Raw genomic sequence first — 25,692 nt, 5'->3', positions numbered from 1 at the left:
AAAAATCCTCGATCAAACTGGTTCTTCGCCGAACGATCGGGCGACGGCCTGCAAATATTCGCCATAGCTGCTCTTCGCGGTCTTCTCCGCCACTTTCTTGAAGTCGCTGAGCGAAATGTAGCCCTTCCGAAGCGCGATCTCCTCCGGGCAGGCGATGCGCGTGCCTTGCCGCTGCTCCAGGATCTGCACGAAATGACTGGCTTCGACCAGGGAGGCGTGCGTGCCGGTGTCGAGCCAGGCAAAGCCGCGGCCGAGCACTTCGACGAACAGATCGCCGCGCGCCAGGTAGGCGTTGTTGACGTCGGTGATCTCGATCTCGCCGCGGGCCGAGGGACGGACGTTGGCTGCGATGTCCAGCACGTCATTGTCGTAAAAATAAAGACCCGTCACGGCCACGTTCGACTTCGGCTGCGTCGGCTTCTCCTCGATCGAGAGCGCCTTGCCCGCTCCGTCGAACGCGACGACGCCGTATTGCTCGGGAGACTTGACCGTATAGCCGAACACGGTCGCCCCGCGCCGCCGCGCGGCGGCCTTGGCGAGCATGTCGGGCAGGCCGTGGCCGTAGAAGATGTTATCGCCCAGGATCAATGCGACCGCGCTGTCGCCGACGAAATCGCGGCCCACGATGAAGGCGTCGGCAAGGCCGCGCGGCGAATCCTGTGTCGCATAGGACAGCTTCAGGCCGAAGCCGCTGCCGTCGCCGAGCAGCCGTTCGAACAGCGGCTTGTCGGGCGGGGTCGTGATGATGAGGATGTCACGAATGCCGGCCAGCATCAGCGTCGTCAGCGGATAGTAGATCATCGGCTTGTCGAACACCGGCAGCAACTGCTTGGAGACCACTGTCGTCACCGGATAGAGCCGCGAACCGGTCCCGCCGGCTAAAATGATCCCTTTCATGGCCCCTCGCAGATTTAACCAAGCAGAAACTATCAAATAGTGCGCGCCGCACAAGTCTGGTACGTTTACACGGTAAATCCCGTCTCGGCCGATTTGGTCGATCAACCCTGTTTAGGCGATTTGGAGTGATGCAGGTCTTTAAAACGGAGCTGGACGGGGTCCTGATTTTGGAACCGAAACTGTTCGGCGACCAGCGTGGGTTCTTCCTCGAGACATACCGGTTTGCGCGCTACGCCGAGCATGGTCTGACACGGCCGCTGGTGCAGGACAACCTGTCACGGTCCGGACGCGGCGTGGTTCGCGGGCTGCATCTGCAAAATCCGAACACGCAGGGCAAGCTGGTCAGCGTGCTAAGGGGCCGCGTGCTGGATATCGCGGTCGACGTTCGCCGCGGCAGCCCGACCTTCGGCAGGCACGTCGCCGTCGAGCTCAGCGAGGAGAACCGCCGCCAGCTCTGGGTGCCGCGGGGCTTTGCCCACGGCTTCTCGGTGCTGTCCGACACGGCCGATTTCTTCTACAAATGCGACGATTATTACAGTCCGCAGGACGAGATCGCCGTGCGCTGGAACGACCCCGCGATCGGGATCGACTGGAAGGTCGAGACGCCCTCGCTGTCCGCCAAGGACGCCGCCGCCCCGCTGCTGGCGGATGTCGAGAACCTGCCGGTCTACGGGCAGGTCTGATGCGCATCCTGCTGACGGGCACGAGCGGGCAGGTCGGGGCGGCCTTGTTGCCGCTGCTGGAGCTGCAGGGCAGCGTTTTCGCGCCCGGGCGCGCTTCGTTCGATCTGTCGCGGCCTGATGCGCTGGCCGGTGCGCTCGATGCCTGCAGGCCCGACCTGATCGTCAATCCGGCCGCCTACACCGCCGTCGACCGCGCCGAGGACGAGCGCGAGCTCGCGTTCAGGGCGAACGCCGAGGCGCCGGCGGCGATGGCGGCATGGGCCGCGCGGCACGGCGTGCCGATGATCCACCTCTCGACCGACTACGTGTTCGACGGCTCGGGCACCGCGCCCTGGCGCGAGGACAGCGAACCAAATCCCCTCTCCGCGTATGGCGCGAGCAAGCTCGCCGGCGACCGGGCGGTCATGGAGGCTGTGCCGGCGCATCTGATCGTGCGGACCTCCTGGGTCTATGCCGCGACGGGCGCCAACTTCCTCAACACCATGATCCGCCTCGCCGGGGAGCGCGACGAGCTGCGAATCGTCGCCGACCAGATCGGCGCGCCGACCTCGGCGCGGGTGATTGCCGACACCATCGCTGCGGTGCTGAATGCCGCGCAAGGCGATCCCGCCCGCCTGCTCAAGAGCCGTGGCGGCGTCCTGAACGTCGCCTGCGGCGGCGAGACCAGCTGGCACGGCTTTGCGAGCGCGATCGTCGAGCAAATGCGGGCGCGCGGCGCGGCGCTCAAATGCCGGCGGATCGTGCCGATCGCGACCGCGGAATACCCGACGAAAGCCCGGCGCCCGGCGAATTCGCGGCTGAGTCTCGCACGGCTCGGCGAGGTGTTCGGCCTGGAGGTGACGCCCTGGACCGAGGCCCTCGCGCGCGAATGCGGGCAGCTGGCCACGAAGGCCTGAGCGCGAGGCGCGCGGTCAGGCTTTGGCGTTCGGCGGCTGCACGGTCGGGACGTCGAACCCGCGTGCGAACACGCTGTGGCGAAAATGGTCCTGCAGGGCGTGCGGCGTGGCCTGTTGCTTGCCGCCGCTGACGAGCTGTCTGAGGCCGAACAGCGCGAGCCCCGCCAGCGTGCAGCCGTCGACGAGCGCGGCATAGAGCGCGCCGTGGTTCTTCAGGAAATAGCGCCGCCGTGCCTCGAGCATGTAGGCCGGCAGCCGCCGCGGCGTCTTGTTGACCCCGGTCGACTGCCCGACCAGGTGGACGACGCGGCTTGCCGGCACGTACCAGGTCGGCCAACCCTTCTTCCTGGCGTTGAAGCAGAAGTCGATGTCGTCGAAATAGGTGAAATAGCCCTCGTCCAGCAGGCCGATGTCGGCGAACACCTGCCGCCGCACCATCATGCTGGCGCCCGCGACCCAGTCGGTGGCGATGGGCTCGTCCACGACCGGCGGCGCGACGGCAAAACGGCTCAAGAGGCGGCTGACGACGCCGAGCCGGAGCGAGGCCTCGAACTCGCTCAGGGGCGACTGGAAGCGGAAGGCCGAGCGCTGCGGCGTGCCGTCGGGATCCTCCAGGCGGCTGCCCGCGATTCCCACCTGCGGGTTCTGCTCCATGAAATCGACCAGCGCGCGGATCGCGTTCGGCCGCACCACGGTATCGGGGTTGAGCAGGAGCACGTAGTCCGGCGGCTCGGCCGCCGCCAGCGCCGGCCGGATCAGGACGTTGTTGCCGCCGCAGAAACCGAGATTGACCGGGCTTGCCAGCAGCGAGCACCAGCTGCCCCAGCCGTTCGCCCCGATCGCCTTCTGGATCGCCGGCGCCTGGTCCTCCCCGCTGCCGTTCTCGCACACCGCGACGCTGGTGCCGGGAACGGAGGCGATCTCGTCCCGCAGCGAGCGCAGGCAGTCGATGGTCAGCCCGGCGACGCGGAAATTTACGATGACGATCAGAAGGGACATGAAGGGAGGTGTTGTTTTACCAATATTTCGCGGATGTTGTTTCGTCGGACGATAACGGGAGAATCCTCGAGTTTGGTACTCTGGCAAATTCCAACACAGCTTTGCCGGCCTGGGAGTTCTGTTGGCGTCTTTGATGGGCCCCCTTTAGAGGCTTCCCATCGGACGAACCAGCCGTGTTCGATCGCGAATCAATGAAGATTAAGAGGATGTTGGAGATAGACGCAGTGGAGGTACCCCTCCGGGAACCTGAAATTGACCTTTGTGCCGGCAAGTTGCAGCTGTCAACTCTTTGGTCACGGTCGCCCGGCAGGATTGTCGAACGATTAAATCGTGCTCGAACTGCTGAGAGTTTAGGGCGGCGCTAAAGCTGAATTCTCTTGACCCCGGAATTCGAGTTCCTCCAATTCTTGGACCCATCATGACCATTAAAATGGACCGCAGGACATTTCTTCAGGGGGCTAGCTTGGCAGCCCTGTGTGCCAACGCCTCCAGCGAATGGTTTGGTGTGACTACGGCCGATGCCGCCCCGGCGCCGCTTGCGGCCCAATCCGCTTCGACTACCGGCTCGCCAGGCGGAAAGCTTCAAGTCAATCTCTGGATGCCTACTCTTTATGCGGACTTCCCGCTGATCGACATATTCAAGACGGCCGACAGATTCTGGGAAGCGCCTGGAGCCAAGGAAGACTTTTACAATCTCATCGGCTCAGATGGTTATCCGTCAAGGACGGCAAATGGTGCTGGCTATTATCAAACGTATTGTATCGGCTATCTCACCTCTGGTGACAATTGGGTCGTCACTTGGGACGGAACCGGCGTAGTGAGCATTGGAGGACCCACAACAGGTGTTACGTACACACTTGCCTCGAGAGCTTCCAATCGATTGGAGTATTCTATAACCTCCAAAACGCTTCCGCTTTTCAGCAGCTTCCGTCTGATTGTCCGCATCGAAGCGATATCTGCTAAAATTTCGAACATTAGAATCTTTCGCAAGAGCCAAGAGAAAGCTCTGGCCAGCGGGCAGAAATTTAACCCCGATTTTCTTGCCCTCTATAGCGGCATCGGTCGAATCCGCTTTATGGATTGGATGGCAACAAACACCAATCCGATCGTACGTTGGCAAGACCGAACGACTGAAAAGAGCTGGAACTGGATAGGAAGTAATATCCTTCCAACGAATTATGTCGGGATATGTAATCAGGTAGGGAACACGTACTCAGCTCGTGCTCTTTCGGGGAATCCACTGAGTTGGAGTAATGGACAGCTGGTGCAATGCGTTCTCCCCGGCCCGCCAACATTTGCCTCCATCACGTCGTTTTCGAACGGGCTTAATCCAACCGTTGTCGCGCCCGGCCATGGCCTGAAAACTGGCGATACGGTTTCATTCCACTCCATGCCTGGAAGCTTTTTGGCTGCAACTCCAACCTTCTCCAACCAAACAGAAGGTCGTTTTTTCTCGGTCGCAGTGATCGATAGCGACAGTTTTGCCGTAACAGGCATAAACACGGGTTTGTGGGGGACTTATACGAAGGGTGGTCTTGTCGCAAAGCAAATTATGCTGTCGGTCGGATCCCTGCCTCCAAAGCCTCTCTTGTCGAATACGACGGGTAGTGTTGGTCTGTCGACGCTGAAATCGAATGTTGGCTTGCCTCTAACCCTCACTTACGACCGGATTGCGGATGGCTTGGTTGTCTCGTCCGGACCCATTGCTGGCGGCACCACATTTGGATTTAGCGTTGAGACAATGGTTGATCTTTCAAACCAGCTCAATTCACATCCGTGGTTCTGTATTCCAACTTACGCCGATGATGATTTTGTTCGCCAGTTTGCGACTTATGTTCGGGATCATCTCAAGGCCGGCTTGGTGGCAAGCTTTGAATATTCAAACGAAGTTTGGAACGTAGGTGCTGGCCTCATCCCCACTGGTGTTTGTCAGCAAAGAGCGCAGCGTATGTGGGGAAGCCTAGGAACCAACGGATACAATAATTACTATGGTTATCGGGTCGGCCAAGTTATGTCTATTGTATCAGACGTTTTCGCTAACCAGCTATCTCGGATAAATCGGGTGATGTCGGTATTTACGGCTCAGCCTAACAGCTCTCAAATCACGCCGAGATTTCAGGCTCCCCTCGCCAAATTGTCATACGCTCCTATCGCCTTTGTCGACTCGATTGCGATCGCTCCTTACCTTGAGTCTAATCGATCTAATACCGCTAACGTGCTGCAGGTTGCGGCCTACAAAGCGGGCGGAGCTGCCGCCGATCAGGCAATGCGTTGGTTAGACGATAAGCTTAGGACCAACTGCGGCGACACGACGACAGATTTTACGTTGTCATACTGCACTAAAACGTTGTTCCCTGCTTGGAAAGCAATCGCGAACGCTGCGTCTGCTGGCGCCAGCCCAAAGCGCCTTTGCATGTATGAAGGAGGGTGGGGGTATATCCCGAATTTAGAGCCACTCTATGGTTCGACCGCTTCTTTGGGTGTCAACCTCACTTCAAGCGATGTTCTTTTGTTCTTCTCTGGGTACTATCAGAGTTCGTATTTTGGGCAGACTCTGCGAGAATATCTGCAAGCGTTCCAGGCCGCCGGAGGTGAGTATCCCAGCCAATACTGCTTGGCCGGAACGTGGAGCAACGCTGGTATGTGGGGGGCTATTTCTCCAAACATGTATGGTACAAAGACAGCTGCTTTTACGAGCTTGATGCAGTTTAACTCCGGGAAGTAGATTTTGGAGCTACTTTACGTGCTTGTGGAATAGCTACAAAGGTTTTAGTGGCAAATGGCTGTTTTCGAACCTAAGAAATTCGATGTGCCTTGGCCGCAGGCCATGCCACGCAATTCCTTCGACTGGCGTTGAGCCAGCATCACATTTGCTGAAGTAGATGTTCAGATATCAACTTGAGAGTATGAAGCACCTCGCTTTGAGGTCCCTGGGCTCCGAAACCGATCTCCATACAACGCCTGATGAAATCGAAATCGTTTATCCCGAGAGTTTTGTCGAAGGACCATATGCACTGACATTGCCCGGCCAACTCGATCGAATTAGCTCCGTTGCCTTTGGCGGCAACGTTGGAATTGAGGTCGGGCAATTTCTGGGTGCAAAACGTCGCATTGGCGCAACACGTAAGATGGTTTTTTCAAACGTTTTCATTGCCAATGGAACCATTTTCAAGAATGGGCGACGGTGGGTATTTAATGATCAAGCGCCTTTAAAGAATCGCCGAGGGCAGTCTAAGGAGTTCGATTTCGTCGCGTGCAGGAGTTCGTTTCTCGGATGTCATTTTTTTGGACATTGGCTCAGAGATGATTGTGCAACTCACATATTGGCCAGTGATTCCGGAATACCGATGAGCATGCCCGCGCCTCCTTGGCCGGATCGAGCGTCGTATCTTTCATTTTTTGGTCAGAGCGAAGTCGATTTGCAGAATGCTGCCGTTCGAAAACTCGTCGTATTCGACGATGTTTCGCAAAATGAGCAAAAAGCAAGCAGGTTAAAATTACTACGAAACAAACTTCGGACAGCCGTTGCCGGCTCCCTCAACGATATCGTTTATCTCAAGAGAGGAGCAGGCGGAGGCGCCCGAAAGCTGGTGAACGAAGAGGAGCTTGTAACCCTCTTAGAGGCCATGCGAATCAAAATCGTGGAGCCCGAGGCGATCGGAACTAGCCAGCTTGTAAGGGACCTGATCGATGCTCGGCTCATCATCAGCATCGAGGGGAGTCAGATTTCTCATGCCCTTTACTGCCTAAGGGAGAAAGGGGCTCTCCTTGTGCTTCAGCCCCCCGACCGCTTTTTCAACCCACACATGGATTGGGCACGAGTTCTGGAAATGAAGTATGGTTCCTTGGTAGGGCATCCTGCCGATGGTGGATTTCGTATTGATCCCCAAGACCTCCTCCGAGGTATCGAGATGATGCACAAATCCTAACCTCCGGAAAATGTTGTTGCATAGAGGTCGGTTTGATCGGTGGGCAACGACGCTTGCCAAATGGGAGCAAGAGAGTGTCAACGCCAACGATCAAAAATGCGATTTTAGGGGGACTGCGGTTCTTCACCCTCTTCTCGCCGACGCGCGAACAGTAGACTGATGAATTCTCACATCTCAGGCGGTTGGGCCGCCGATAGATCCATCGGATACCGAAAAGATATAGACGGCCTACGCGCCGTTGCGGTCCTTATGGTTCTGGTTTTTCACTTTGATCTCTTCGGATCTCGTGGGGGCGGGTTTCTCGGGGTCGACGTGTTCTTCGTGATCTCCGGATACCTTATCACCTCAATCGTTTGTCGTGATATTCAGGCCGGCGAATTCAGGCTTAGCGACTTCTACGTGAGCCGCGTGCGCCGGCTGGCTCCAGCTCTTTTCGCGACGCTCTTTTTAGTGATGGCCGCTGGGTTGATCTTCTTATTTCCATCGGATTTAGAGAACCTGACGAAACAAGTAGTGGCTGCTCAAATCTACTCTTCCAACATCTACTATTGGCGAACAATTAACTATTTCGGCCTTTCAGCTCATTCCGCCTACCTGCTACATACTTGGTCGCTAGCCGTTGAGGAGCAGTTTTATCTAATCTATCCACTCGGCTTAACATTGGCGCACCGCTTTGGAAGGGTGCAAGCCTTCGTCGTCGTCGCGCTAATACTTTCGTTCCTTTTAAACCTGCTGTTCATCACTACAAAACCTGAAGCGACTTTCTATCTCCTGCCCACTCGAGCTTGGGAGCTTCTGATCGGGGCGCTACTCGCTCAGACCGAAGGCCGACTCAGTCTCAACCGGTGGGCGGACCGCCTTGGAGCTGTTGGCCTATTCTTAATTGCAGGCTCCTTCATCTTGCTCGATCGGACCTACCGTTTTCCAGGCTTTGCAGCTCTCATGCCCACGACCGGCGCCTTGCTTCTTTTGTTGGCTGGGAAGAATAAGGAATCGCTTACATCGCGGGGATTAAGCTGGGGCCCTTTGAGATACATTGGCCGTATCTCGTATCCTTTGTACCTCGTCCATTGGCCTCTCGCTGTGTTTCTCGCTCAGTTTCTCGGAGAAACTTATCGCTTCGGTTGGCGTGTCGCGGGCTTCGTTGGCTCATTTGTTCTTGCCTCGGCCGTGTATCATCTCATCGAAAAGCCCGTCCGACGCAGTGCAACTGCTCCGTCCAAACTTTCGATTGGTTCAATTTATATAGGTGGGCTGCTAGCTTCGCTCCTGGTCTGCGGAATAGTTATTGCCTGCCAGGGCCTCCCCCAGAGATTTCCATCTCACGCAGTTGCGCTGGCCGCGTTTGCCGCAGACCGCCCACCTCCGATGCCAGAGTGCGAACATCAAAATGGCACTCTTCCATCAGCGGTCTGCATAATTGGATCGCAAAGCGTAGTGCCGACTTGGCTAGTCTATGGCGATTCACATGCGTGGGCAGCGCGCGCGGCTGTTGAGCTGTGGTTACGTCGGTCGGGACAATCAGCGTTCTTCATGTTCCAGCACAGCTGCCCTCCAATTAGAGGAGTTCACCTCTATCACGACAACGACGCGTGCTTCGCTTTCAATGAGTCAGCATTTGCTCTGCTAGAAAGAGAGCCCAACATCAAGAATGTTCTGCTAATTTCGATCTGGCGTCAGCCAATGAAAGATCTGACTATCTCCAGCGACGTTCCACCGACCCCTAAGACATCACAAGAGATCTTTGCCCGCCAAATTAAAGCATCCTTAGAGAACATGGTTTCGATGAACAAGCACGTGTTCATCTGGGAGCCGATTCCAACAGCGACAAGCAATGTACCCCAAGCTCTTGCTCGAATCGCCGCCGGCCGATTTAATCCAGACACAGCGATAAGCGAACGACGTTACCGCAGGGAGTTTTCGTTTTTCTTTGACGCAGAAAACGCCAACTCGGCCCTCATTTCAGGTATCTTCTCTCCAGCGAAGGTGTTGTGCCACGAGGTTTGCGACATACAGATCGATGGCAAGCCCGCATTTTTTGACAACAATCACATCGCTGCCAGCGGTGCCGGCTTTTGGGCCGACCGTCTTTCGGAGCAAATCCGCCCTTAAAGGGTTGTCGCAGGCTGATCCCAGCTATCGTCGTCCAGCCGCATCAGTTTTATCCGGCCGCTACGAAAGGTCGAAAGGTCAACGTGAGGCTCAAAACGAAATAAGCCCGAGTAGAAAAGCGAGCCCTTTTCCCGCACCTAAGCCGACCAAAAAGCCGAGAAATGGCTGCATCTCCTTTTTAGGGCGCAGCAATCCTTTTCGCGCGCTGATCAGCCAAGTTAATGGGAGCATCAATACAAAGCTCGCTGAAATACCAGCGACTGCGCCCGATAGACCCCAGAAGTAAAAGCCAAAAAGAGTGGCTGGAAAGAGAAATAGCGTCCGACCGAAAAGGATTAGGGCGGCCAATTGGGCCTCACCCTTCGCAATGAAGAGTTGCATGGTAATTTGAGATGGCACTCCAATAAGCGCGAGCGCTAGGATTTGGAGCATTAAGCCAGCTTGCTGATATCGATGATCGTAGCATAATCGCACAAGTTCTGGCGCGCACATTACGAGCGTGCCGGCCAATGTGTACATCAATGCAGCAGCAGGACGGTAGATTCGGTAGTGCACGGCGCTGAGTTGAGAGGGCTTTTCTCTGGCTGTTTCGCTGAGCGCTGGAAATAATATCGTCGCAATCAATCGAGCTGCAAGTTGCTCGATCGTGCTGAACAAACCGTAAGCCACGCTGTATACGCCAAGCGTTTCAGAGCTGACCAGGCCGCCCAGCAACAGCCGATCGCAGTTTGTGGCGGTAAATGACAAGAGAGATGAAAGGAAAATCCAAGCGCCGAAACGAAGCAATTCGGTTGCAGCGGAGTGTTCCCATCTAAAACGATTTGATTCTCCGGGCAAATTGGTGTGGCTCAAGAGCACGGCCGCAATAGAGTTAAAGATCGATCCGGCAACTAGAGCCCATATGGAGCGATCGAACCAAAGCCAAACCAAGATCGCCAAGATTCCGCCGATCTGTGCCAGAATCTCGTTAACCGTCAGGCGCCCGACCAAGAGTGATCTTCTCGCTTCGTGAACCTTGGTCGATGTGAATCCCGCGATCAATGCGGTTGCTGACAGCGCGAATATAACTACCGGCAAACGTGGATCGGCATATACACTGTTTGCAGACGCGATGCCGTTGCGTCCGAAAAGTTCAATCGATGCCGCTACGGCAACGGCTATCATACACGTGATCGCTCCGCGCAGAACTTGGATCGTGTACGCGGTATTCCGGAAGGACGTTTCTGTGCCGCGCGAGCTTCTGATAATGCTGGGTCCAAGTCCAATATCCGAAACCATTGCAATTCCAATCATCACCACGTTCGCAACTGCGGTGAGTCCGAATAGGTCTGGAGCAAGAATATGAGTGAGAAAAATGTTTAGAAAAAACCGAAGAGCTTGAGACGCGGATTGGCTTGCGGCTCCCCAGGCTGTGGCAGCAATAACTCGGCTCTTCAAGGTGCGCAATTTTTGATGTTCCAATAGTCTTACTGATCAGCGTTGTTAACCGCAGAGCCGGCGGCAATTTCTGACATGAAGTCTGTCCACTGTGGGTCGACTATTTGTTGCGGCTTATTTTCGAGCATTCGATCGATGGACTCGAAAACCCTTTTTTGCGCCGCTGAATGCGTTAGCCATCTAGAAGCAAAGGCGACCCCATTTGCCACTAACGCCATCCGACGATTTGGATAAAGAAGTATGGTGTTAACTGCGTCGCGGATAGCATCGATATTTCCTGGGGGCACGCTGATGCAATTAAAACCTCCTATCAAATAGTCGTTGAGAACGTCCATGTTGGAGGAGATCTGGGGGGTCCCCAACATCATTCCCGCCACGGCGGTGATGTGGCCAGCTCCGCGATTGCCGTCCTTCACCAACACGAGATTTGCGCTTGCGTGCAGTATGCAACTCATCGAATCGTCCATCGATAAGTCGTGAAATACCTGAACATTTGACGGAACGGTTTTAGGCAATTCTTGACCGGAGGAGCAAACGATTATTCCATCATACGATTGGCCATCGCATGCTAAGCAGAACGATTGGAAGTCGCGGTTGTTTCGGCCAATCAACAATATGTAGGGCCGCGGCCATCCGCGAAACCGATCATTGCCTACGTTCGGACGGTCGAAACCCCAATGCGAAAACACGAGACGATTTTGATCTATTAGATGCAGATCGTGGAACAGCTTAAGCTCTTTCGTTGAATGAACAACGTACAGATCTCCACGTCCGAATATTCTGTCTATGACGCGGTCGACCCACGGTATCCCAAGCTTGAGGAGACGGCGGCTTTGGTTTAGGCCGACGGTTGCATGGCGCGTTCTACAGCGCGTCGCGAGCAACCGAAGGCTTATGGCAAAAGAAGAAAAATATTCGCTGGTCAGAATGGCGTCATATGGTCCTAAGCGGCGAGGCAGGAAGAAAGCCTTTAATAATACCGACCATGACGAGCCGCTTCCGAGGACGAAATCGTCAACCTGATATACAGATTCGGACGTATCTATTGTGCGCGAGCCTGTGTTTGGCCGAGCGTCAACTATTACATTTAGAAGTCTTCGTTTCACAGGTAATTTGAACCTCAGTTTCGACGCGCGAGTGCGCTCTTAATGTGCCTTGCAAAATCTACAATGGGACGAAGGAATTCAGTTCGGTCAAACCACTGATTTTTGCCGATATCAGTTCTTGAAGATCTTTGGTAACCGAGCGTAGGACAATACGCGTAAGTGATGAGTTCGCGATTTTGTGCGCGTATTGTACTGTATGCTCCGTCGACGTGCATGGGGCCTCCATTTGGATCCCCTGCCTCTCGAGAGTAAATTCTAGCTAGCGCGTCAACAATGGTATGAATGGTTTTCCCGTTGAAGATTACGAAATGCGCTGTGGTAACTGGTACGTCTGCATCAATATGAACAAGGCCATTGCTTGTACATTGCATCTTGTGTCCCCCGTAACAGATAGACCACTCGATTTGATCAAGCTGGTTCGCTAAATTCGACCAATGCGTGCGAAAGTCCTTGATGAAATTCACATCATCCTCAAGCAAAATTAAGCGTTCGGTTGTCAGATTCCTTTGTAGCACTGCCAAGTGGCTCTCAAAGCATCCACGCGCTCCAACGGACTCAAACTTGCCCGGATCAGTCGGCTTTTCGGCTAGATAGAAGGATCCGGTCCAGCCAATTCTTCTTAGCTCTTGTTCAGTTGCCGCCCGGCGATCAGGGCGGTTGGCTAAATTGATTATCTCCACTCTGTCTTTCATGCGGGTTGCCCTTTGAAGCTCTTCGCGGCCGGCGTTGCATTTTTAGGAAAGGGGCGGGCATCGGTTTGCGAATTCGATCGCTTAGCCTCTGTCATTCCGACAAGCATTCCTGCCAAAAGCATGGTCCAGGGGGTGAGCGTGGAGTTCGGAATTAGTTCGATTACGTTAATGGCGAGAATCAATGCCGCAATGCTTACGAGAAGACGCTCGCTGTGGACGATTGCGGCGGCGCGCCATCTTGCCGCCGCTAGGACGCTGACGATCAATAGTCCGAACTCGGCCGAGAAGCCCAATAGTCCATATTGGCCGAAATCGATAATCCAGCGGCCATCCGTGACCGCAATGTCTTTGCCGTCGTACTCACTATATATTCTGCTGCGTCCATATCGTCCCCAACCGAGAAGCCATCGTTCCGCTGCTTTGTTCAACAGGAGATCCTCATTGTTGAATCGAAAAGCAAGCGACTTCGCCCTTTCAGGGCTGAGTTGCTCAAACGCGCTCAGCAGCTCAGTGGTGGGAAAGATATTTGAGTATCGGAGAAGGGGGAATAACAACGCGAAGCACACGAGCAAAGTTGACGCTAAGTTCAGTGAGCGAGGGCTTGCCCACCTGATGAGAGGGAATGCAAAAGCTCCATAAATAATGGCGCCCAAACTCTTGCAAAGAAGCAATAACCCTCCCAGGTATATTATGGAGTAATCAAAAAGCCTGCTGCCGCGGATTTCCGTCCGCTTGAGGGCCGTCGTAGTCAGAAAGCTTAGCATCGCAAAGAAACTAGCGATCAATCCGTGGCCCATAAACACCATGGGGCGGAAGCCTTCTCCTCGAATTTGCTGGATAAGGTCGGATGGTACGAAGCCATACACCCAAGCGTGCAGTTGCGGGCTCATCTTCATTTCGAAAAGCATGAAAGGCGAGTAGATTAAGCCGCACCATAACAGCGCCTTAAAGGCTTCGCGAATTGCATAGGCATTGCCAAGGAGGTACCTGCCGAGGAGAAGCGGAGCGACGCCTAAAAGAGCAAGAAGGGAAGCGGAGACTCCGTCATAGACTCCGACGCCTGGTAAGACCGCTCCTCCGGCTACAATAACGTCGCCGTTCGCCAAGCTAGTGGCGAGCGGAGATAACACGTATGCAAAGATCAGAATGTCTACTGCTAAGATCGGATTTCTTTTCGAAGATTTGCGCAGTATCAGCAATGCGACGAGCGCGCAAAGTGATGGAATTGTGTTCTTGTCAAGCTGTGGCACCATCGGAATTTTGACGACGGTCGCTGCTGGCAGGAGGTATTGCGCTCCCAGCAACGACCATGCTGTCGCGCGCGCCGGGGGCAGCTTCACATAGAGTATTGCCGCGACTATGGGCCAGATAAGAAGGGCACAATAAGCGAACCAATTCGGCATAGGATAAACGAGGCCCTCTCTAACGACTTCATGGTTGAAGAGTGAACTAGAAAAATAGCCCGACATTAACGCGGCAAGCGGACGCCTCGTCTATGGTCGTTGTGCTAAACCTCGAGCTTTCGGGGGCCATGACGTCACGACAGCATTGGCCGCGACTTCCGAGTGGGCTGGTATGATGACTGTACCAACTACTTTTGCACCAGCACCGACATCGACATGGCCTTCTAAGATCGGAACGCCACCACCGCGGCGCGTCCCCAAAGTTACCTGCTGGAAGAGCAGGCAATTTACCCCGATGATCGCGTCGGGGTGAATAACGATGCCGTTGGGATGCGGCATCATGAGACCCCCGCCGATCTGACACGTCAAGGGAATGTCCGCACCCGTCACAACGCTCCAGAAGCGGTGTTCGAGGGCGTAGCGTCGTCGCGCGAGCTGGGACAGGACGCCGCGGCGGTTTCGATGCCGTTGATAACCGCGGATTGTCTTCAGCAGTTGCCGGCTGGGCTGCCAGAAAGCCGTCACGGCCTCACGCGACCAGTCGGGCGTCGTCGCACTGATTTCGCTGGAGGAGTGGCCGTTGTTGTCCATGGAAGTTGCGGGAGCGATCCGTCCGAAAAGAGGCTTGACGCCTACTGTGCATGGAGTTGTTTTCACAAAAATGCAAATGCCGGGGCAGGTGCCTCCCCATCACTTGTACTCAATGATCCCGCTCCGTCCCTTGAACAGCCGATCGGCCGCGAACCGGAGCTGGCCGAGGCCTTCGGCAAAACGGCCGAGCAGCTCCAGGCCGGCGAGCTCGATGCGGTCGCGGAGGGCGCCGCGCTGCCGCGGGATGCGGCGCAGCAGCTGGAGCGGGTAGATCAGCAGCAAGGCGAGGCCGGGCGCGCCGAAGGCGACCACCGCGAGCGCCGCCGCCAGCGGCAGCCAGATGCCCCAGAGCCAGGCCCTGCGGCTCTCCCACACCCACAGCCGTTCGGGCGGGGCGCCGTGCGCGGACCGCCCCAGCGCAAAGGCGTAGCCGCTCCGCACGTTGCGGCGCCACCATTGGCCGAACCGCGTCATCGCGGCGTCATGCCCCGTCATTTCGGCCTCGATCCGCCAGATCGTCCAGCCAGCCGCGCGCAGCCGCACGCACAGCTCCGGCTCCTCGCCGGCAATGAAGTCGTCGCGATAGCCGCCGACCTGCTCGAGCGCGGCCACGCGCATCATGACGTCGCCGCCACAGGCCCGCACCTGGCCGAGCGGCACGTCCCACTCGGCATCGCAGATCCGGTTGTAGATCGAACGCTCCGGATGCCGCTCCCGGCGCCGCCCGAACACCGCGGCCGCCTCCGGCCTCGCCGCCAGGCAGGCGAGGCCGGCCGCCAGCCAGCCCTCGGCGAGCTCGCAATCGCCGTCGACGAACTGCACGAGCTGCAGCCCGGGAGCCAGCTGCTTCAGCCGCCGGAAGCCCGCGTTGCGGGCACGCGCGGCCGTGAAGCCGACGCTGGTGTCGAGCTCGACCACCTCGACGCCCTGGTCCCGCGCCCAGGCGACCGATCCGTCGCTCGAGCCTGAATCGACATAGATCACCGCCGCCGCCGGCCGCGCCGACGCCAGGCAGCGCTTGAGGCGGTCGCCCTCGTTGCGGCCGATCGCCACCACGCCGCAGGCGAAGGGCGCGGACGCCTCGCGCCCGCTCATATTGCCACGTCCCGCAGCGCTTCCGGCCGTCGCGGCCGGACCACCGCCGGAACGCCGATCGCGATCGAATTCGCCGGCACGTCCGACAGCACCACCGCGTTGGCCCCGATCACGACGTTGTCGCCGATCTTGATCGGGCCCAGCAATTTGGCGCCGGCGCCGATATCGACGTTGTCGCCAATCTCGGGCGCGCACGGCTCGTCAACCCGGCGCAAGCCGACAACCACGCCGTTTCGGATCCTGCAATTGTCGCCAAAACGAGCGTAGCCGCTCACGATGATCCCCCCGAAATGGTCGATCACGAAGTTGCGCCCGACCACGGTTTCGCAAGGGAACTCGATCCCGGTCAAGATCTGAACGACCTTGTAGAGGATCTTATAGAGGAGCGAGAAGGGCTTCCGGAGCGGGGCCGGCCGGATGCCATAGCGCCACCGCCCAAACCGGTAAACCAGCATGACCCAGAAGCCTTGGGCCCCACAATCGCGGCCGTGCGCCGCAAAATCGGCCCTGACATTTTCGAACATTACTTAAGCCAGCTGCAAATAAATAGCTCAGACCTCTTGATCGGTTCTGGGCCTGCTTGTCAGCCTACCGCGGCCGGCCATTTACGCACAAGATTAACTCCTAATGGATAGGCCGAACAGAGCGTCGAAGCTCCAGTAAGGTGAATCGGTTCCCGAAATGGGGTGTCGCCGCGCATTAATCACCGCGATTAAATCGACTTCCAAGTAACACCCGTCGTATGTTACGTCAGGGAGTCATTGAAAGAAATGAAATTTTGGACGGTTCGTCCCGCCAAGCCATATGTCAGTTCGCGAGATCTCGATTTTGAGCACGATCCAGACTGTTTGTCTCGGCCTGCCAGGAGGCTCTGCTGCTCCGCCCCTGGAGCCGCAAATGATGGACGAGGGCGAGCAAAAGCGAGACGTCACGCGTGACTTGTACGGACTACTCGGGCTGCCGATCGATGCTATCGACTTTCGAACGCTCCTGCGGGCTATGGATGTAGCAGTTGAGAAGCGAGAGCCTTTTCTGATTTCGACGCCGAACGTCAACTTCCTCATCAAGAGCCACGAAAACGCGGCGTTTCGAGACAGTATTCTGCTAAGCGATCTTAGTCTTGTCGATGGCATGCCCCTTATCTGGATCGCGAAGCTTCTCTGCGTTCCAATTCACGAAAGGGTGGCGGGATCCGATTTGTTCGGCCGACTGAAGTCGCGGACCGAGAAAAAGCTTCGTGTCTTTCTGTTCGGTGGCACAGGCGACCTTGTCGCAAGGGTAGGCGAAAAGCTCAACGCTGATCGGTGCGGTCTTGAGTGCGTCGGCAGCCTAAATCCAGGCTTTGGGTCCGTGGAGGAACTAAGTTCACCGGAAAACATCGCTCTTATAAATGCAAGTGGAGCAGATCTACTTGCCGTCTTCTTGAGCGCCGAGAAGGCGCAGAGTTGGCTGTTACGCAACCATCGGAGCCTGACGGTTCCAATCAGAGCGCAGTTCGGGGCCACCATCAATTTTGAAGCAGGCACGATCCGGCGAGCGCCGCCGTTCCTGCGAAGCACAGGATTCGAATGGCTTTGGAGGATTAAGGAAGAGCCGTATCTCTGGCGGCGCTATTGGGTTGATGGCAGGGCGTTGCTCCAGGTTCTCTGCACTTGCGTGTTGCCACTTGCGATCACAGCAAGGTTGAGCCGGCGACAAGCCGAGTTTGGAATTAGTGAGCTGCCGGATGACGATGGTATGACGCTCAATCTCGCCGGTGCGGCCATCGCGGATAGAGCTAATTCTTTGGCTCTCTTTGTTGGCCAGGCAATGATGGAGAATAAGTCCATCAAGCTTAATCTTGCCAACGTCGATTATATCGATGGTCGGTTCTTCGGGGCGCTAATCGGCATCCGAAAGCAGCTCGCGAGACAAGGTCTGTCATTGACCATGACCGATGTTTCTCCGCGCCTGCGGCGAATTTTCCGGTTAAACAGGTTTGAATTTCTCCTGTCCAATAGGTAATTCTGCGCAGCCGCAGACCATCTCGGTTCGACCGCAAACGAGCAATGTTTGGATAGTAAAATGAAAACTGGCCTTGATTTGGATTCGGGCTTTGCCCGGACGATGGTTTACAAGCCGCTCGGGTTTGTATTGTTGGCCGCTTTTCTCGCTGGTTGCGGCTCCCCTGAGCAGCGTTCTCAAGAGTATTACGAGAGCGGCATGGCTTTGATTGCCAAGAAAGATGATCTTGCCGCAAGGATCGAGCTTCTTAAAGCCGTCAAATACAAGAGCGATAAAGTTGAAGTCTGGAAGGCTCTGGCCGGGATCGACGAGCGCACGAAAGCGAACTCGTTGTTTCTCGATTTGCGAAGGATTGTCGAACTCGATCCGAAAGATACTGACGCGAGAGTGAAACTCGCGAGGATGATGGTGGCGGGTGGAGGTGCAGAGCCGGCAATCAAGATTCTCGATGCCGCCAGCGGAGGTGATAAGCCGAATGCCGGGCTACACGCGGTCAAAGCTTTGGCTCTGGTTAGGATGAACGATTCCGCCGGTGCCGTCCGTGAGGCGCAACGCGCTTACGATATCGATCCCACCAATATCGATGCCGTGACCTTGCTCGCCTCCAAAAAGCTCGCTGACGGCGATAGCGGCGCCGCGATCAAAATGCTTGATGCGGTTCCGTCAGAGGCTCAGGACGCGGACCGCTTGCGTGCGACTCGCTTGCGGGTCGATATCCTCCTTAGAAAGGGCGATCTTGCAGAAGCGGAAAAGCTGGTGCGCCAGCTGGTAGCTGACTATCCGCAAGAAACCTCAACGCGCCTTCAGCTCATTCAGATTCTTACCGCCGAGCGAAAATTCGATGATGCCGAGAAGGAATTGCGGGCACGCATCGCGTCCAGTCCGACCGATAGCAAGCTAGAGCTTGACCTTGTTCGCTTCTTGAACACGTTCAAAGGCGCGGACGCGGCACGGGCCGAACTGGAGTCTCGCATCAAGGCCGGTGGCGATGTATTTGACTATAGATTTGCGTTGGCCGAACTCAATTTCATCGGGAACCGCCAGAGCGATGCTATTGCCGAATTGCAGAAGCTGGTCTCAGAAACCGGCAACTCAGACCAGAAATTGAGAGCACAAGTTAGGCTTGCCGAGATGTTGACCGCGAAGGGCGACAAGGCCGCGGCAGAACCTTTGATTTCGGAAATTCTCGCGAAAGACCGTCGTAATTCCGGCGCGCTTCGCCTGCGTGCCGCTTTCAGCCTAGATAAGGGACAGACGGATAGTGCCATCGCGGATCTGCGCGAAGCGCTTGCAGACCAGCCAAAATCGCCTGAATTGCTGATGGCTCTTGCGCTGGCTTATGAGCAAGGCGGTAAGCCTGAGCTAGCAGACCGCCAATACGCGGAAGCATTGAAGAACTCCAATTCTACTATCGAGGTGGCCTTAAGATACGTTGCCTTCCTTCAACGCCGGAATGATGCCTCTCGAGCCGAGGATGTCTTGACGGAGGTTGTTGCTCGATTCCCCGGTAACCTTCAGGCGCTTTCGTCGCTCGCGCAAGTTAAGCTTAGTCGTCAGAATTGGGACGGTGCCCTCGCCGTTGCGCAGTCGATTGCCGCTCTCAAAGATGGTCGTGTCGTCTCCGACCAGATCAAGGCCGCAGCGTTTGCCGGCCAACAACGCATTGGTGAGAGTATTGCGGCGCTTGAAGACGCTCATAAAGCCGCGCCGGATGCTGTCCAGCCGGCGGTTGCGCTGGCGTCAGCTTACATTCGCGCTGACCGGCCTGCGGATGCGGCGACTGTTATGCAGGACATGAACAAGCGTTATCCTGATAATGCTGAGCTTTGGGTCATCCTTGGCCAGACGAGACTGGCGCAAAAGAAGGACCAGGAAGCTGTCATTAGTTTCCAGGAAGCGATCAAGCGAAAGCCGAAGGACGTGTCCGGATATAGCGCTTTGTCGGACTATTATATGCGAGTTAAAAATTACGATGCCGCTGGCACAGTTCTGCAAACCGGATTGCAGGAAAATCCTCAAAACATGGCTCTGCGGATGTCATCCGCCAGCCTTCAGATCTTGAAAAATGACAATGCAGGAGCGATTGCCCAGTACGAGTCGATACTGAAAGATCAGCCGCAGTCGCAGTCTCTAATCGTGATCAACAATCTTGCCAGTTTGCTCCTCGATACCCGGTCAGACAAGGAAAGCCTGGACCGAGCTGCCGCTCTTGCGGAAACGCTGAAAGCGTCGAACGTACCGCAGTTCCAGGATACAGTTGGTTGGGCACGATTCAAGCAGGGTGACATCAAGTCGGCAATCGCGATTCTCGAGCTTGCAGCCGCCAAGTCGCCGACCCTCTCTGCCGTGCACTTTCATCTTGGTCTTGCCTTTGCCGTGGACGGTCAGCCTCAGAAGGCAAAAGACGAGCTGGAAATCGCCTCTAAGCTCGAGCCGGATGGGACTGAGCTCAAGAAGAACATCCTGGATGCGTTGAAGATGAGCCGTTAGTTTCCGTGCGGGAGAACGAGAAAATTGTGAGTAGCAACGAACATCAGGCTGTGTGAATCGGCAGGGCCCGTTCCAGAAACCGTGGGTGTGCCGGTGAGAGGATCAAAGATTGTTGTCCCCGTACTGGCGAAGCGGTGCTGGTAGCGATAGGTGAACTGTAACGATACGTCGCGTATCGGATTGTAGCCATACGTTACGGAAGCGGACGCGTAGTCGGTTGTTGTTCCGGCGATCTGCCGGTTACCGTTTGCCGAGAACGTCAAATTCTCGCGGCTATTGATAAGATAGTTAACACTGGCGCTGATCGAATCTCGCTTGATTAGTGAACCTACGATGCTGGGGCCAACAGATTGGCTTGCAACAATTGACAGTGTCGCAGTCTTCATGAACTTGTACGTCAGGACGGCATCGCCGATCCAATCCAGTGCCGTGCTTGCGATCGGGAGATTTGAAGCTATCCCACCGATTGAGGATGTCGATACGCCGCGATCGGTCACCAGATAGGCTGCACCGATGTTCCCCCTGAACGACAACAAGGAGGACAGGGCAGTGTCGACGCCCATTTGATTGCGGAAGATGCTTATCTGCGTGCTGAATGCATTGTCGTAGGCGAGCAACTCCGCTTCAGACGACAGACTGGCCCCCGTCGTGGAGCTGAATCCATGCCGCCACGACCCTCGCGCGAGCGTGTCAGTGAATGCAGTACCACCGCTCGAAGGCTCATAGTATGTACGGGTTGATGACGCGAATAAGCTGGCGGTGTCTCGCGCGTTGAAAGAACGATCGATGCCGCCTGTTGCAGTTAATCGATCGAGGGAGCCATTGACCGGTGCGACGATGCCCAGGTCATTCAAAAGCGCCAGCGAGGTGCTCTGCTGCCTCCAGACAGCCTCGACGTACTCCCGGTCGAACCTATTTTTCCCGAATTGCTCATAGTGTGCTTTCGCTCCATGGGAGAGACCTTCAGGCACTCCGTCAGCGCCCGGACCCCACCATTTCCTGTAGGAGCCATCGGCATCGAGGATGAGCTTGGATGTCGGTGTGAGACCCTCCGCCGTCCCTGTAATTGTCGAATACGAACCAAGCGACCCGGCTGGCGAGGATCTCAAAAATTGGTTGCTGTTGAGTTCGACAGTCTGACTTTCGGAGGTTCGGAGCGACCAATCCCACGCAAACGCGGTCGCCGGTGCTAGCCCGAGCGAGATCGAGACCGCGATCGCAATCCTCTTCACAGTTGGTCCCGCCCCGGGTGCACTTTAGCTTTTGTCTAGTCGAAGAACCCTCGTTCTGGTACCATGATGACGTCGCCGGCTCTCAACGCAACGTTACCTTCGAGATCTTCGCCGGCCTCATAAGCCCTGTAATTGAACACGAAGATTGTCTCGTCGCCCCCCGGGGCGCGACGGCGCACCTGTATCCGCTTCTTTGCCGCGTAGGGGCCGAGGCCCCCGGCAAGCGAGATGGCCTGCATCAGTCGGGTGGGCTGCCGAATGACGTACGGGCCGGGCCGCAAAACCTCGCCTGTGATGAAGATCTTGGGCTTGAGGTCCTCCTCAGGAATATCCTTAGGGGCGTTGGCCAATGCGACCGTCACGTCCAGGGCGTCATCTTTATAGTTCGGCTTCAGCTTAGCTCTGAGCACGTTTTCGAGCGCCAAGGGAGTGAGGCCGCGGGCTCGGATATGGCCGGCCAGCGGAAAAGCGATCTCGCCGAGGGGGTCAACGACGACAGTCCGGTCGAGCTTCGGATCCTGCAGCACGGTAATCGAGAGAGTATCTCCTGGCTTCAGCGTCTGGGAAAAGGCGGATGTGGCAAAGATTGCCATGAAAACTGCCAGCAAAATCGTCCGCATATTGGTTCCTCTTCGCGAAGGCTCGGATGTGCGAAGTTAAAGTATTAACCCTAATCTTTGCTGAAGACTCAAGCGAAGACCTGCCCGCGCGGGCAACATTGGGAAATTAATGGATTTCAGCTACTTAAGGAACCCGGGACAGCTGTTTCACCGGAAAAATGCTGTACTGTTGCTTGTCTGCAATAACGTCACGAACCAATTGATCACTCACGATCTTTTGGTCATTGGCGAACCCGTACACCAGGGCGGTGTCGCACAGGACGTTGATCATTCGGGGAATCCCGCCGCTGGCGTCCCCGATCAATGCGCAGGCCTCTTGGGTAAATAGCGGGCGGGGGGCGCCGACGGCCTGAAGGCGAAAGGCGATGTAGTTGGCAACCTCGCGGGCATCCAGCGGTCGCAAGTGGAAATCGGATGAAATCCGCTGGGCGAACTGATGCAGCTTCGGCAACAGGAGCAAATCCCGCAACTGGGGCTGGCCCACAAGTATAAGTTGCAGAACTTGAAACTTGTCCGCATTGATATTTGAGAGCATTCGCAGATGCTCCAGCGCTTCCGGCTCAAGGTTCTGTGCTTCGTCAATGATCAGGACGGTCCGCCGACCGGTTGCGAATTGGCCATGGAGGAAGTCTTGCAAGTTCTTGAAAAGATGAGGATAGTTCCCATCAAACGGCTGCCCTAGCGACATCAGGATCCATTGCAACAGTTCCTCGCGCCCTTGTGGCGACGTCGAGATCAACCCTAGCGTCAGGGTTGGGCTGAGCTTCTTGAGCAGGTGTCGCACGAGGGTTGTCTTGCCGGAGCCGATTTCGCCGGTGATGACAGTAAACCCGGCGTTGTTCATAATGCCAAACTCCAGCATCGTGAATGCCATCGAGTGCATTTTGCCCCAATAGATCAAATCGGGGTCGGGCAGAATCGAGAAGGGCTTCTCGCGCAGCTGGTAAAATGACTCGTACATCCTGCCGTTCTCTGGCCGACCTCGGCCGCCTTATAGCCCAACCTTCGGAAAGCTTGCTATCGATTGCCAGTCTTGAACGAAATTGCCTAACCAAACGACTCAAGATCATCATTAAGGCTGACGATTTAAAAGCTGTCGCGATGCAATTATTCATGAGCCTCCATGCAAGTTCGATGCTAAAATCATCTCAAAGTTCATCGTGCACCTACTGGGCCAACTGAACAGACGTTTCGCCTTTTGGCGGGCGTGAGAACCAGGTTCCCAACAGAGATGCTTCAAAAGATCGATTTCGAAGACAGTTTTGACGGTCCGCTCGAGCAGGATCGGTCCCATCTGTTGAGGCCTTCCTACTATCTGGACATCATCAAACGACGCTGGGTCGTTTTCTTGGTTCCATTTGTCTTGATTGCGGCGGCGGGAACCGCGGCGGTGCTGATTTGGCCCCCGACGTATTTGTCCGAAGGTAAGATCCTCGTGCAGTCGCAACAGATTCCCACGGAACTCGTGCGGCCGACGGTGACAAGCGCTGCGCAAGAGCGAATCCAGGTTATTCAGCAGCGCACGATGACGCGTGATAATCTCATCGCGATTGCGGATAAATTCCAGCTATTTCCTGAGAAGCGCACGCTGATGTCGGTCACCGAGTTGGTCGACCTGATGAAGAAGTCCACCAAGATCGCGCCAGTCGATCCGATCCTAGATTTCAAGCGGCAGACGCGGGCGGCAATGGAAAATCCCACAATCGTCTTCTCAGTGGGATTTGAGTATGGTGATCCGGCTGTTGCGGCTCGCGTTGCCGGCGAGCTGATGACGCGTATTCTAAACGAAGATTTGCGCGATCGAACCAGCCGTGCAACCGACACGTCGCGCTTTCTGTCCCGAGAGGTTCAGCGGCTGCAGACCGAAAATGCGGCACTTGATGCAAAGATCGCTCAGCTTCGGATTGCTCAGGGCAAACCGGCAACGGGGCCCGGCCAGGACCAGCCGACTAGTACACTTGCGCAAATGAAGGCGGAGCTAGTCCAGAAGAGCGCGCTTTATTCCGATAAGCATCCCATGATCCAGACCTTGAAGCGCCAGATTAAGGCGATGGAGAATGTGGCTCAAGCGCCGGTAGCGGCTGGAAACGACGCTGCGGCGGCGGCAAGCCTAGATGCCCTCGTTGCTCAGCAGGAGGGCTTGCAGAAAAACCTAGAGTCGGCGACAGCAAAGCTGATGGCAGCGAGGCTCGGCGAGAATCTTGAGAAGGACCAGCAGTCCGAAAAGCTCGAGGTGATCGAGCAGCCAACAGCCCCTCAGGATCCCATCAAGCCGCATCGCCCGAAGCTGCTCGCCCTCACCCTTGCGTTCGCCTTAGCAGCAGGTGTGGGCCTTTCGATTGTCCTGGAACTGACCGACAAGGCTGTCAGGCGCAGCAGCGATTTGTTCACCATCGTCGACAACCGGCTTATCGTGCCAATTCCTTATATCGCAACGAAGGCCGAGCTGCGCCGCGCGAAACGTCGCAAGATTGCAGCAATCATGCTGGCGGTCGTGATTGTCGTTGGCCTCTTGGGCGGCGCTTACGTCTTCCTGCCGCCGCTAGATCTCATGCTCGCCAAGGCGCGCGCAGGGCTGTTCCGGTAACAAGAGGTTCTCATGGACTCGATCAAGCAGGCCGTGGAGCTCGCGCGCTCCGGTGACAGTCCGGCACATCAGGAATTCATCGGCGGATCGAAGCCGATTGCGACTGGGCAAGAGGCTTCATCCGCGCGCGAAGTGCGCCTCGATGTGGATCATCTCGAGGCCAACCGCATCGTTGCTTTCGCGACCGGGAGCGAAAGCGGGCGCTATTACGACATGCTGCGGACCCAAGTGCTTCAGGAGATGGACAAGAAGAACTGGCAGTTTCTGGCCGTTACTTCGCCAACGGCCGGGTGCGGAAAAACCGTGACCGCATGCAACCTGGCCATGAGTATTGCGAGGCTTCCTGAACGCTCTGCCGTGGTTGTAGATCTCGATCTTCGAAAGCCGATGGTCGCAAACTACCTCGGATTGCCAGCCAGTGGCGGCGTACTAAGCGTGTTGGATGGCCAGGTACCGATTTCGTCTGCTGTCATAAAGGCGGGAGTGGGACCTAACAGCCTCTTCCTGTTGCCTGGCTCGGTACCGACGTCCGGCTCGTCTGAGTGGATGTCCTCCCAAACGATGACAACGTTGCTTCAGGCCATCAAGCGGGAGTTTCGGTCTCATACGGTGATCTTCGATCTGCCCCCATTGCTGCTCGGCGATGATGTGATTTCCATTCTTCCTCGCATGGATGCGGTATTGCTTGTGACCGGAGTGGGAAGCTCATCCGTTGCAGACGTCAAAGAGTGCCAGAAACACCTCGAACGTGTCCCAGTCGTGCGATTGGTCGTAAACAAAGTGTCAGAGAATGTGGATACCTACTACGGGTCCTATTATTAAGCGGCATTGACCGACCAAGGGTAAGCGGTCTTCTCAGGCCACGCGCCAGCGTTTTTGGGAAGCGAGATAGGCCCAGGGTAGCAGTTCGTCGATCTGG

The 25,692-nt window shown here is 56.2% G+C and carries 21 protein-coding genes; 9 read left to right on the top strand and 12 right to left on the bottom strand.

All coding sequences use genetic code 11. The annotated features are described in order from the left end of the window. Positions 1-12: 12 nt before the first annotated feature. A complete protein-coding gene (gene rfbA / locus JQ580_RS32600) occupies positions 13-897 on the bottom strand; it encodes a glucose-1-phosphate thymidylyltransferase RfbA (RefSeq protein WP_212285303.1) in 885 nt (294 codons plus the stop codon). A gap of 128 nt (positions 898-1,025) precedes the next feature. Here rfbA and rfbC point away from each other — a divergent pair, with 128 nt between their 5' ends. Beyond that, entirely contained in the window at positions 1,026-1,580 is a 555-nt protein-coding gene (gene rfbC, locus JQ580_RS32595) for a dTDP-4-dehydrorhamnose 3,5-epimerase (RefSeq protein WP_212285301.1), read from the top strand. Continuing rightward, positions 1,580-2,476: a dTDP-4-dehydrorhamnose reductase gene (gene rfbD / locus JQ580_RS32590; protein ID WP_212285299.1), complete on the top strand. Its 897-nt coding sequence runs from the start codon at positions 1,580-1,582 to the stop codon at positions 2,474-2,476. The genes rfbC and rfbD overlap by 1 nt, the downstream gene beginning before the upstream one ends. Positions 2,477-2,491: 15 nt before the next feature. Here rfbD and JQ580_RS32585 read toward each other — a convergent pair whose 3' ends face one another. Then, positions 2,492-3,475 carry a glycosyltransferase family 2 protein gene (locus JQ580_RS32585; protein ID WP_212285297.1) on the bottom strand — a complete coding sequence of 328 codons (984 nt, stop codon included), beginning with the start codon at positions 3,473-3,475 and terminating at the stop codon, positions 2,492-2,494. A gap of 418 nt (positions 3,476-3,893) precedes the next feature. On the opposite strand from JQ580_RS32585, the gene JQ580_RS32580 reads away from it, so the two are divergent. The 3 genes from JQ580_RS32580 to JQ580_RS32570 all read left to right on the top strand — a co-directional run bounded on the left by JQ580_RS32580 (position 3,894) and on the right by JQ580_RS32570 (position 9,516). Then, complete coding sequence (locus tag JQ580_RS32580; protein WP_212285295.1) at positions 3,894-6,200, top strand: hypothetical protein; 2,307 nt, start codon at positions 3,894-3,896, stop codon at positions 6,198-6,200. A 181-nt stretch (positions 6,201-6,381) separates the two neighbouring features. After that, the gene (locus JQ580_RS32575; RefSeq protein ID WP_212285293.1) at positions 6,382-7,404 is read left to right on the top strand and encodes a glycosyltransferase 61 family protein; all 1,023 of its coding nucleotides are present in this window, start codon (positions 6,382-6,384) and stop codon (positions 7,402-7,404) included. Positions 7,405-7,563: 159 nt separating this feature from the next. Beyond that, on the top strand, positions 7,564-9,516 hold the full coding sequence (locus JQ580_RS32570) for an acyltransferase family protein (protein WP_212285291.1): 1,953 nt from the start codon (positions 7,564-7,566) through the stop codon (positions 9,514-9,516). Between the two features lie 90 nt (positions 9,517-9,606). Here JQ580_RS32570 and JQ580_RS32565 read toward each other — a convergent pair whose 3' ends face one another. The 7 genes from JQ580_RS32565 to JQ580_RS32535 all read right to left on the bottom strand — a co-directional run bounded on the left by JQ580_RS32565 (position 9,607) and on the right by JQ580_RS32535 (position 16,364). Continuing rightward, a complete protein-coding gene (locus JQ580_RS32565; protein WP_212285289.1) occupies positions 9,607-10,962 on the bottom strand; it encodes an oligosaccharide flippase family protein in 1,356 nt (451 codons plus the stop codon). A 20-nt stretch (positions 10,963-10,982) separates the two neighbouring features. Continuing rightward, on the bottom strand, positions 10,983-11,420 hold the full coding sequence (locus tag JQ580_RS32560; protein WP_212285287.1) for a glycosyltransferase: 438 nt from the start codon (positions 11,418-11,420) through the stop codon (positions 10,983-10,985). Between the two features lie 653 nt (positions 11,421-12,073). Next, entirely contained in the window at positions 12,074-12,751 is a 678-nt protein-coding gene (locus JQ580_RS32555; RefSeq protein ID WP_212285285.1) for a glycosyltransferase family 25 protein, read from the bottom strand. Continuing rightward, a complete protein-coding gene (locus JQ580_RS32550) occupies positions 12,748-14,091 on the bottom strand; it encodes a hypothetical protein (protein ID WP_212285283.1) in 1,344 nt (447 codons plus the stop codon). Before JQ580_RS32550 ends, JQ580_RS32555 begins: the two co-directional genes overlap by 4 nt. 153 nt (positions 14,092-14,244) lie before the next feature. Continuing rightward, positions 14,245-14,745, bottom strand: a complete 501-nt coding sequence (locus JQ580_RS32545; RefSeq protein WP_212285281.1) for a serine acetyltransferase — start codon at positions 14,743-14,745, stop codon at positions 14,245-14,247. Positions 14,746-14,844: 99 nt separating this feature from the next. After that, positions 14,845-15,840 carry a glycosyltransferase family 2 protein gene (locus JQ580_RS32540; RefSeq protein ID WP_212285279.1) on the bottom strand — a complete coding sequence of 332 codons (996 nt, stop codon included), beginning with the start codon at positions 15,838-15,840 and terminating at the stop codon, positions 14,845-14,847. Continuing rightward, a complete protein-coding gene (locus JQ580_RS32535) occupies positions 15,837-16,364 on the bottom strand; it encodes a serine O-acetyltransferase (protein WP_212285277.1) in 528 nt (175 codons plus the stop codon). Before JQ580_RS32535 ends, JQ580_RS32540 begins: the two co-directional genes overlap by 4 nt. 373 nt (positions 16,365-16,737) lie before the next feature. On the opposite strand from JQ580_RS32535, the gene JQ580_RS32530 reads away from it, so the two are divergent. Continuing rightward, positions 16,738-17,844, top strand: a complete 1,107-nt coding sequence (locus JQ580_RS32530) for a WecB/TagA/CpsF family glycosyltransferase (protein WP_212285275.1) — start codon at positions 16,738-16,740, stop codon at positions 17,842-17,844. Between the two features lie 60 nt (positions 17,845-17,904). Next, a complete protein-coding gene (locus tag JQ580_RS32525; RefSeq protein ID WP_212285273.1) occupies positions 17,905-20,334 on the top strand; it encodes a tetratricopeptide repeat protein in 2,430 nt (809 codons plus the stop codon). Here the strand turns inward: JQ580_RS32525 and JQ580_RS32520 are convergent. The 3 genes from JQ580_RS32520 to JQ580_RS32510 all read right to left on the bottom strand — a co-directional run bounded on the left by JQ580_RS32520 (position 20,331) and on the right by JQ580_RS32510 (position 23,147). Continuing rightward, positions 20,331-21,305: a hypothetical protein gene (locus JQ580_RS32520; RefSeq protein WP_212285272.1), complete on the bottom strand. Its 975-nt coding sequence runs from the start codon at positions 21,303-21,305 to the stop codon at positions 20,331-20,333. The genes JQ580_RS32525 and JQ580_RS32520 overlap by 4 nt on opposite strands. 296 nt (positions 21,306-21,601) lie before the next feature. Then, entirely contained in the window at positions 21,602-22,186 is a 585-nt protein-coding gene (locus JQ580_RS32515) for a polysaccharide biosynthesis/export family protein (RefSeq protein ID WP_212285270.1), read from the bottom strand. Positions 22,187-22,310: 124 nt separating this feature from the next. Continuing rightward, positions 22,311-23,147 carry an ExeA family protein gene (locus JQ580_RS32510; RefSeq protein ID WP_212285268.1) on the bottom strand — a complete coding sequence of 279 codons (837 nt, stop codon included), beginning with the start codon at positions 23,145-23,147 and terminating at the stop codon, positions 22,311-22,313. A 270-nt stretch (positions 23,148-23,417) separates the two neighbouring features. On the opposite strand from JQ580_RS32510, the gene JQ580_RS32505 reads away from it, so the two are divergent. Both JQ580_RS32505 and JQ580_RS32500 read left to right on the top strand, forming a co-directional pair. After that, positions 23,418-24,773, top strand: a complete 1,356-nt coding sequence (locus tag JQ580_RS32505; protein WP_212285266.1) for a GumC domain-containing protein — start codon at positions 23,418-23,420, stop codon at positions 24,771-24,773. Positions 24,774-24,785: 12 nt separating this feature from the next. Then, entirely contained in the window at positions 24,786-25,595 is an 810-nt protein-coding gene (locus tag JQ580_RS32500) for a CpsD/CapB family tyrosine-protein kinase (protein ID WP_212285264.1), read from the top strand. Positions 25,596-25,692 lie beyond the last annotated feature (97 nt).

The sequence above is a fragment of the Bradyrhizobium sp. SZCCT0148 genome (assembly GCF_018129985.1).
Classification (GTDB): domain Bacteria; phylum Pseudomonadota; class Alphaproteobacteria; order Rhizobiales; family Xanthobacteraceae; genus Bradyrhizobium; species Bradyrhizobium japonicum_H.
This window is presented reverse-complemented; position numbering and strand designations above follow the sequence as displayed.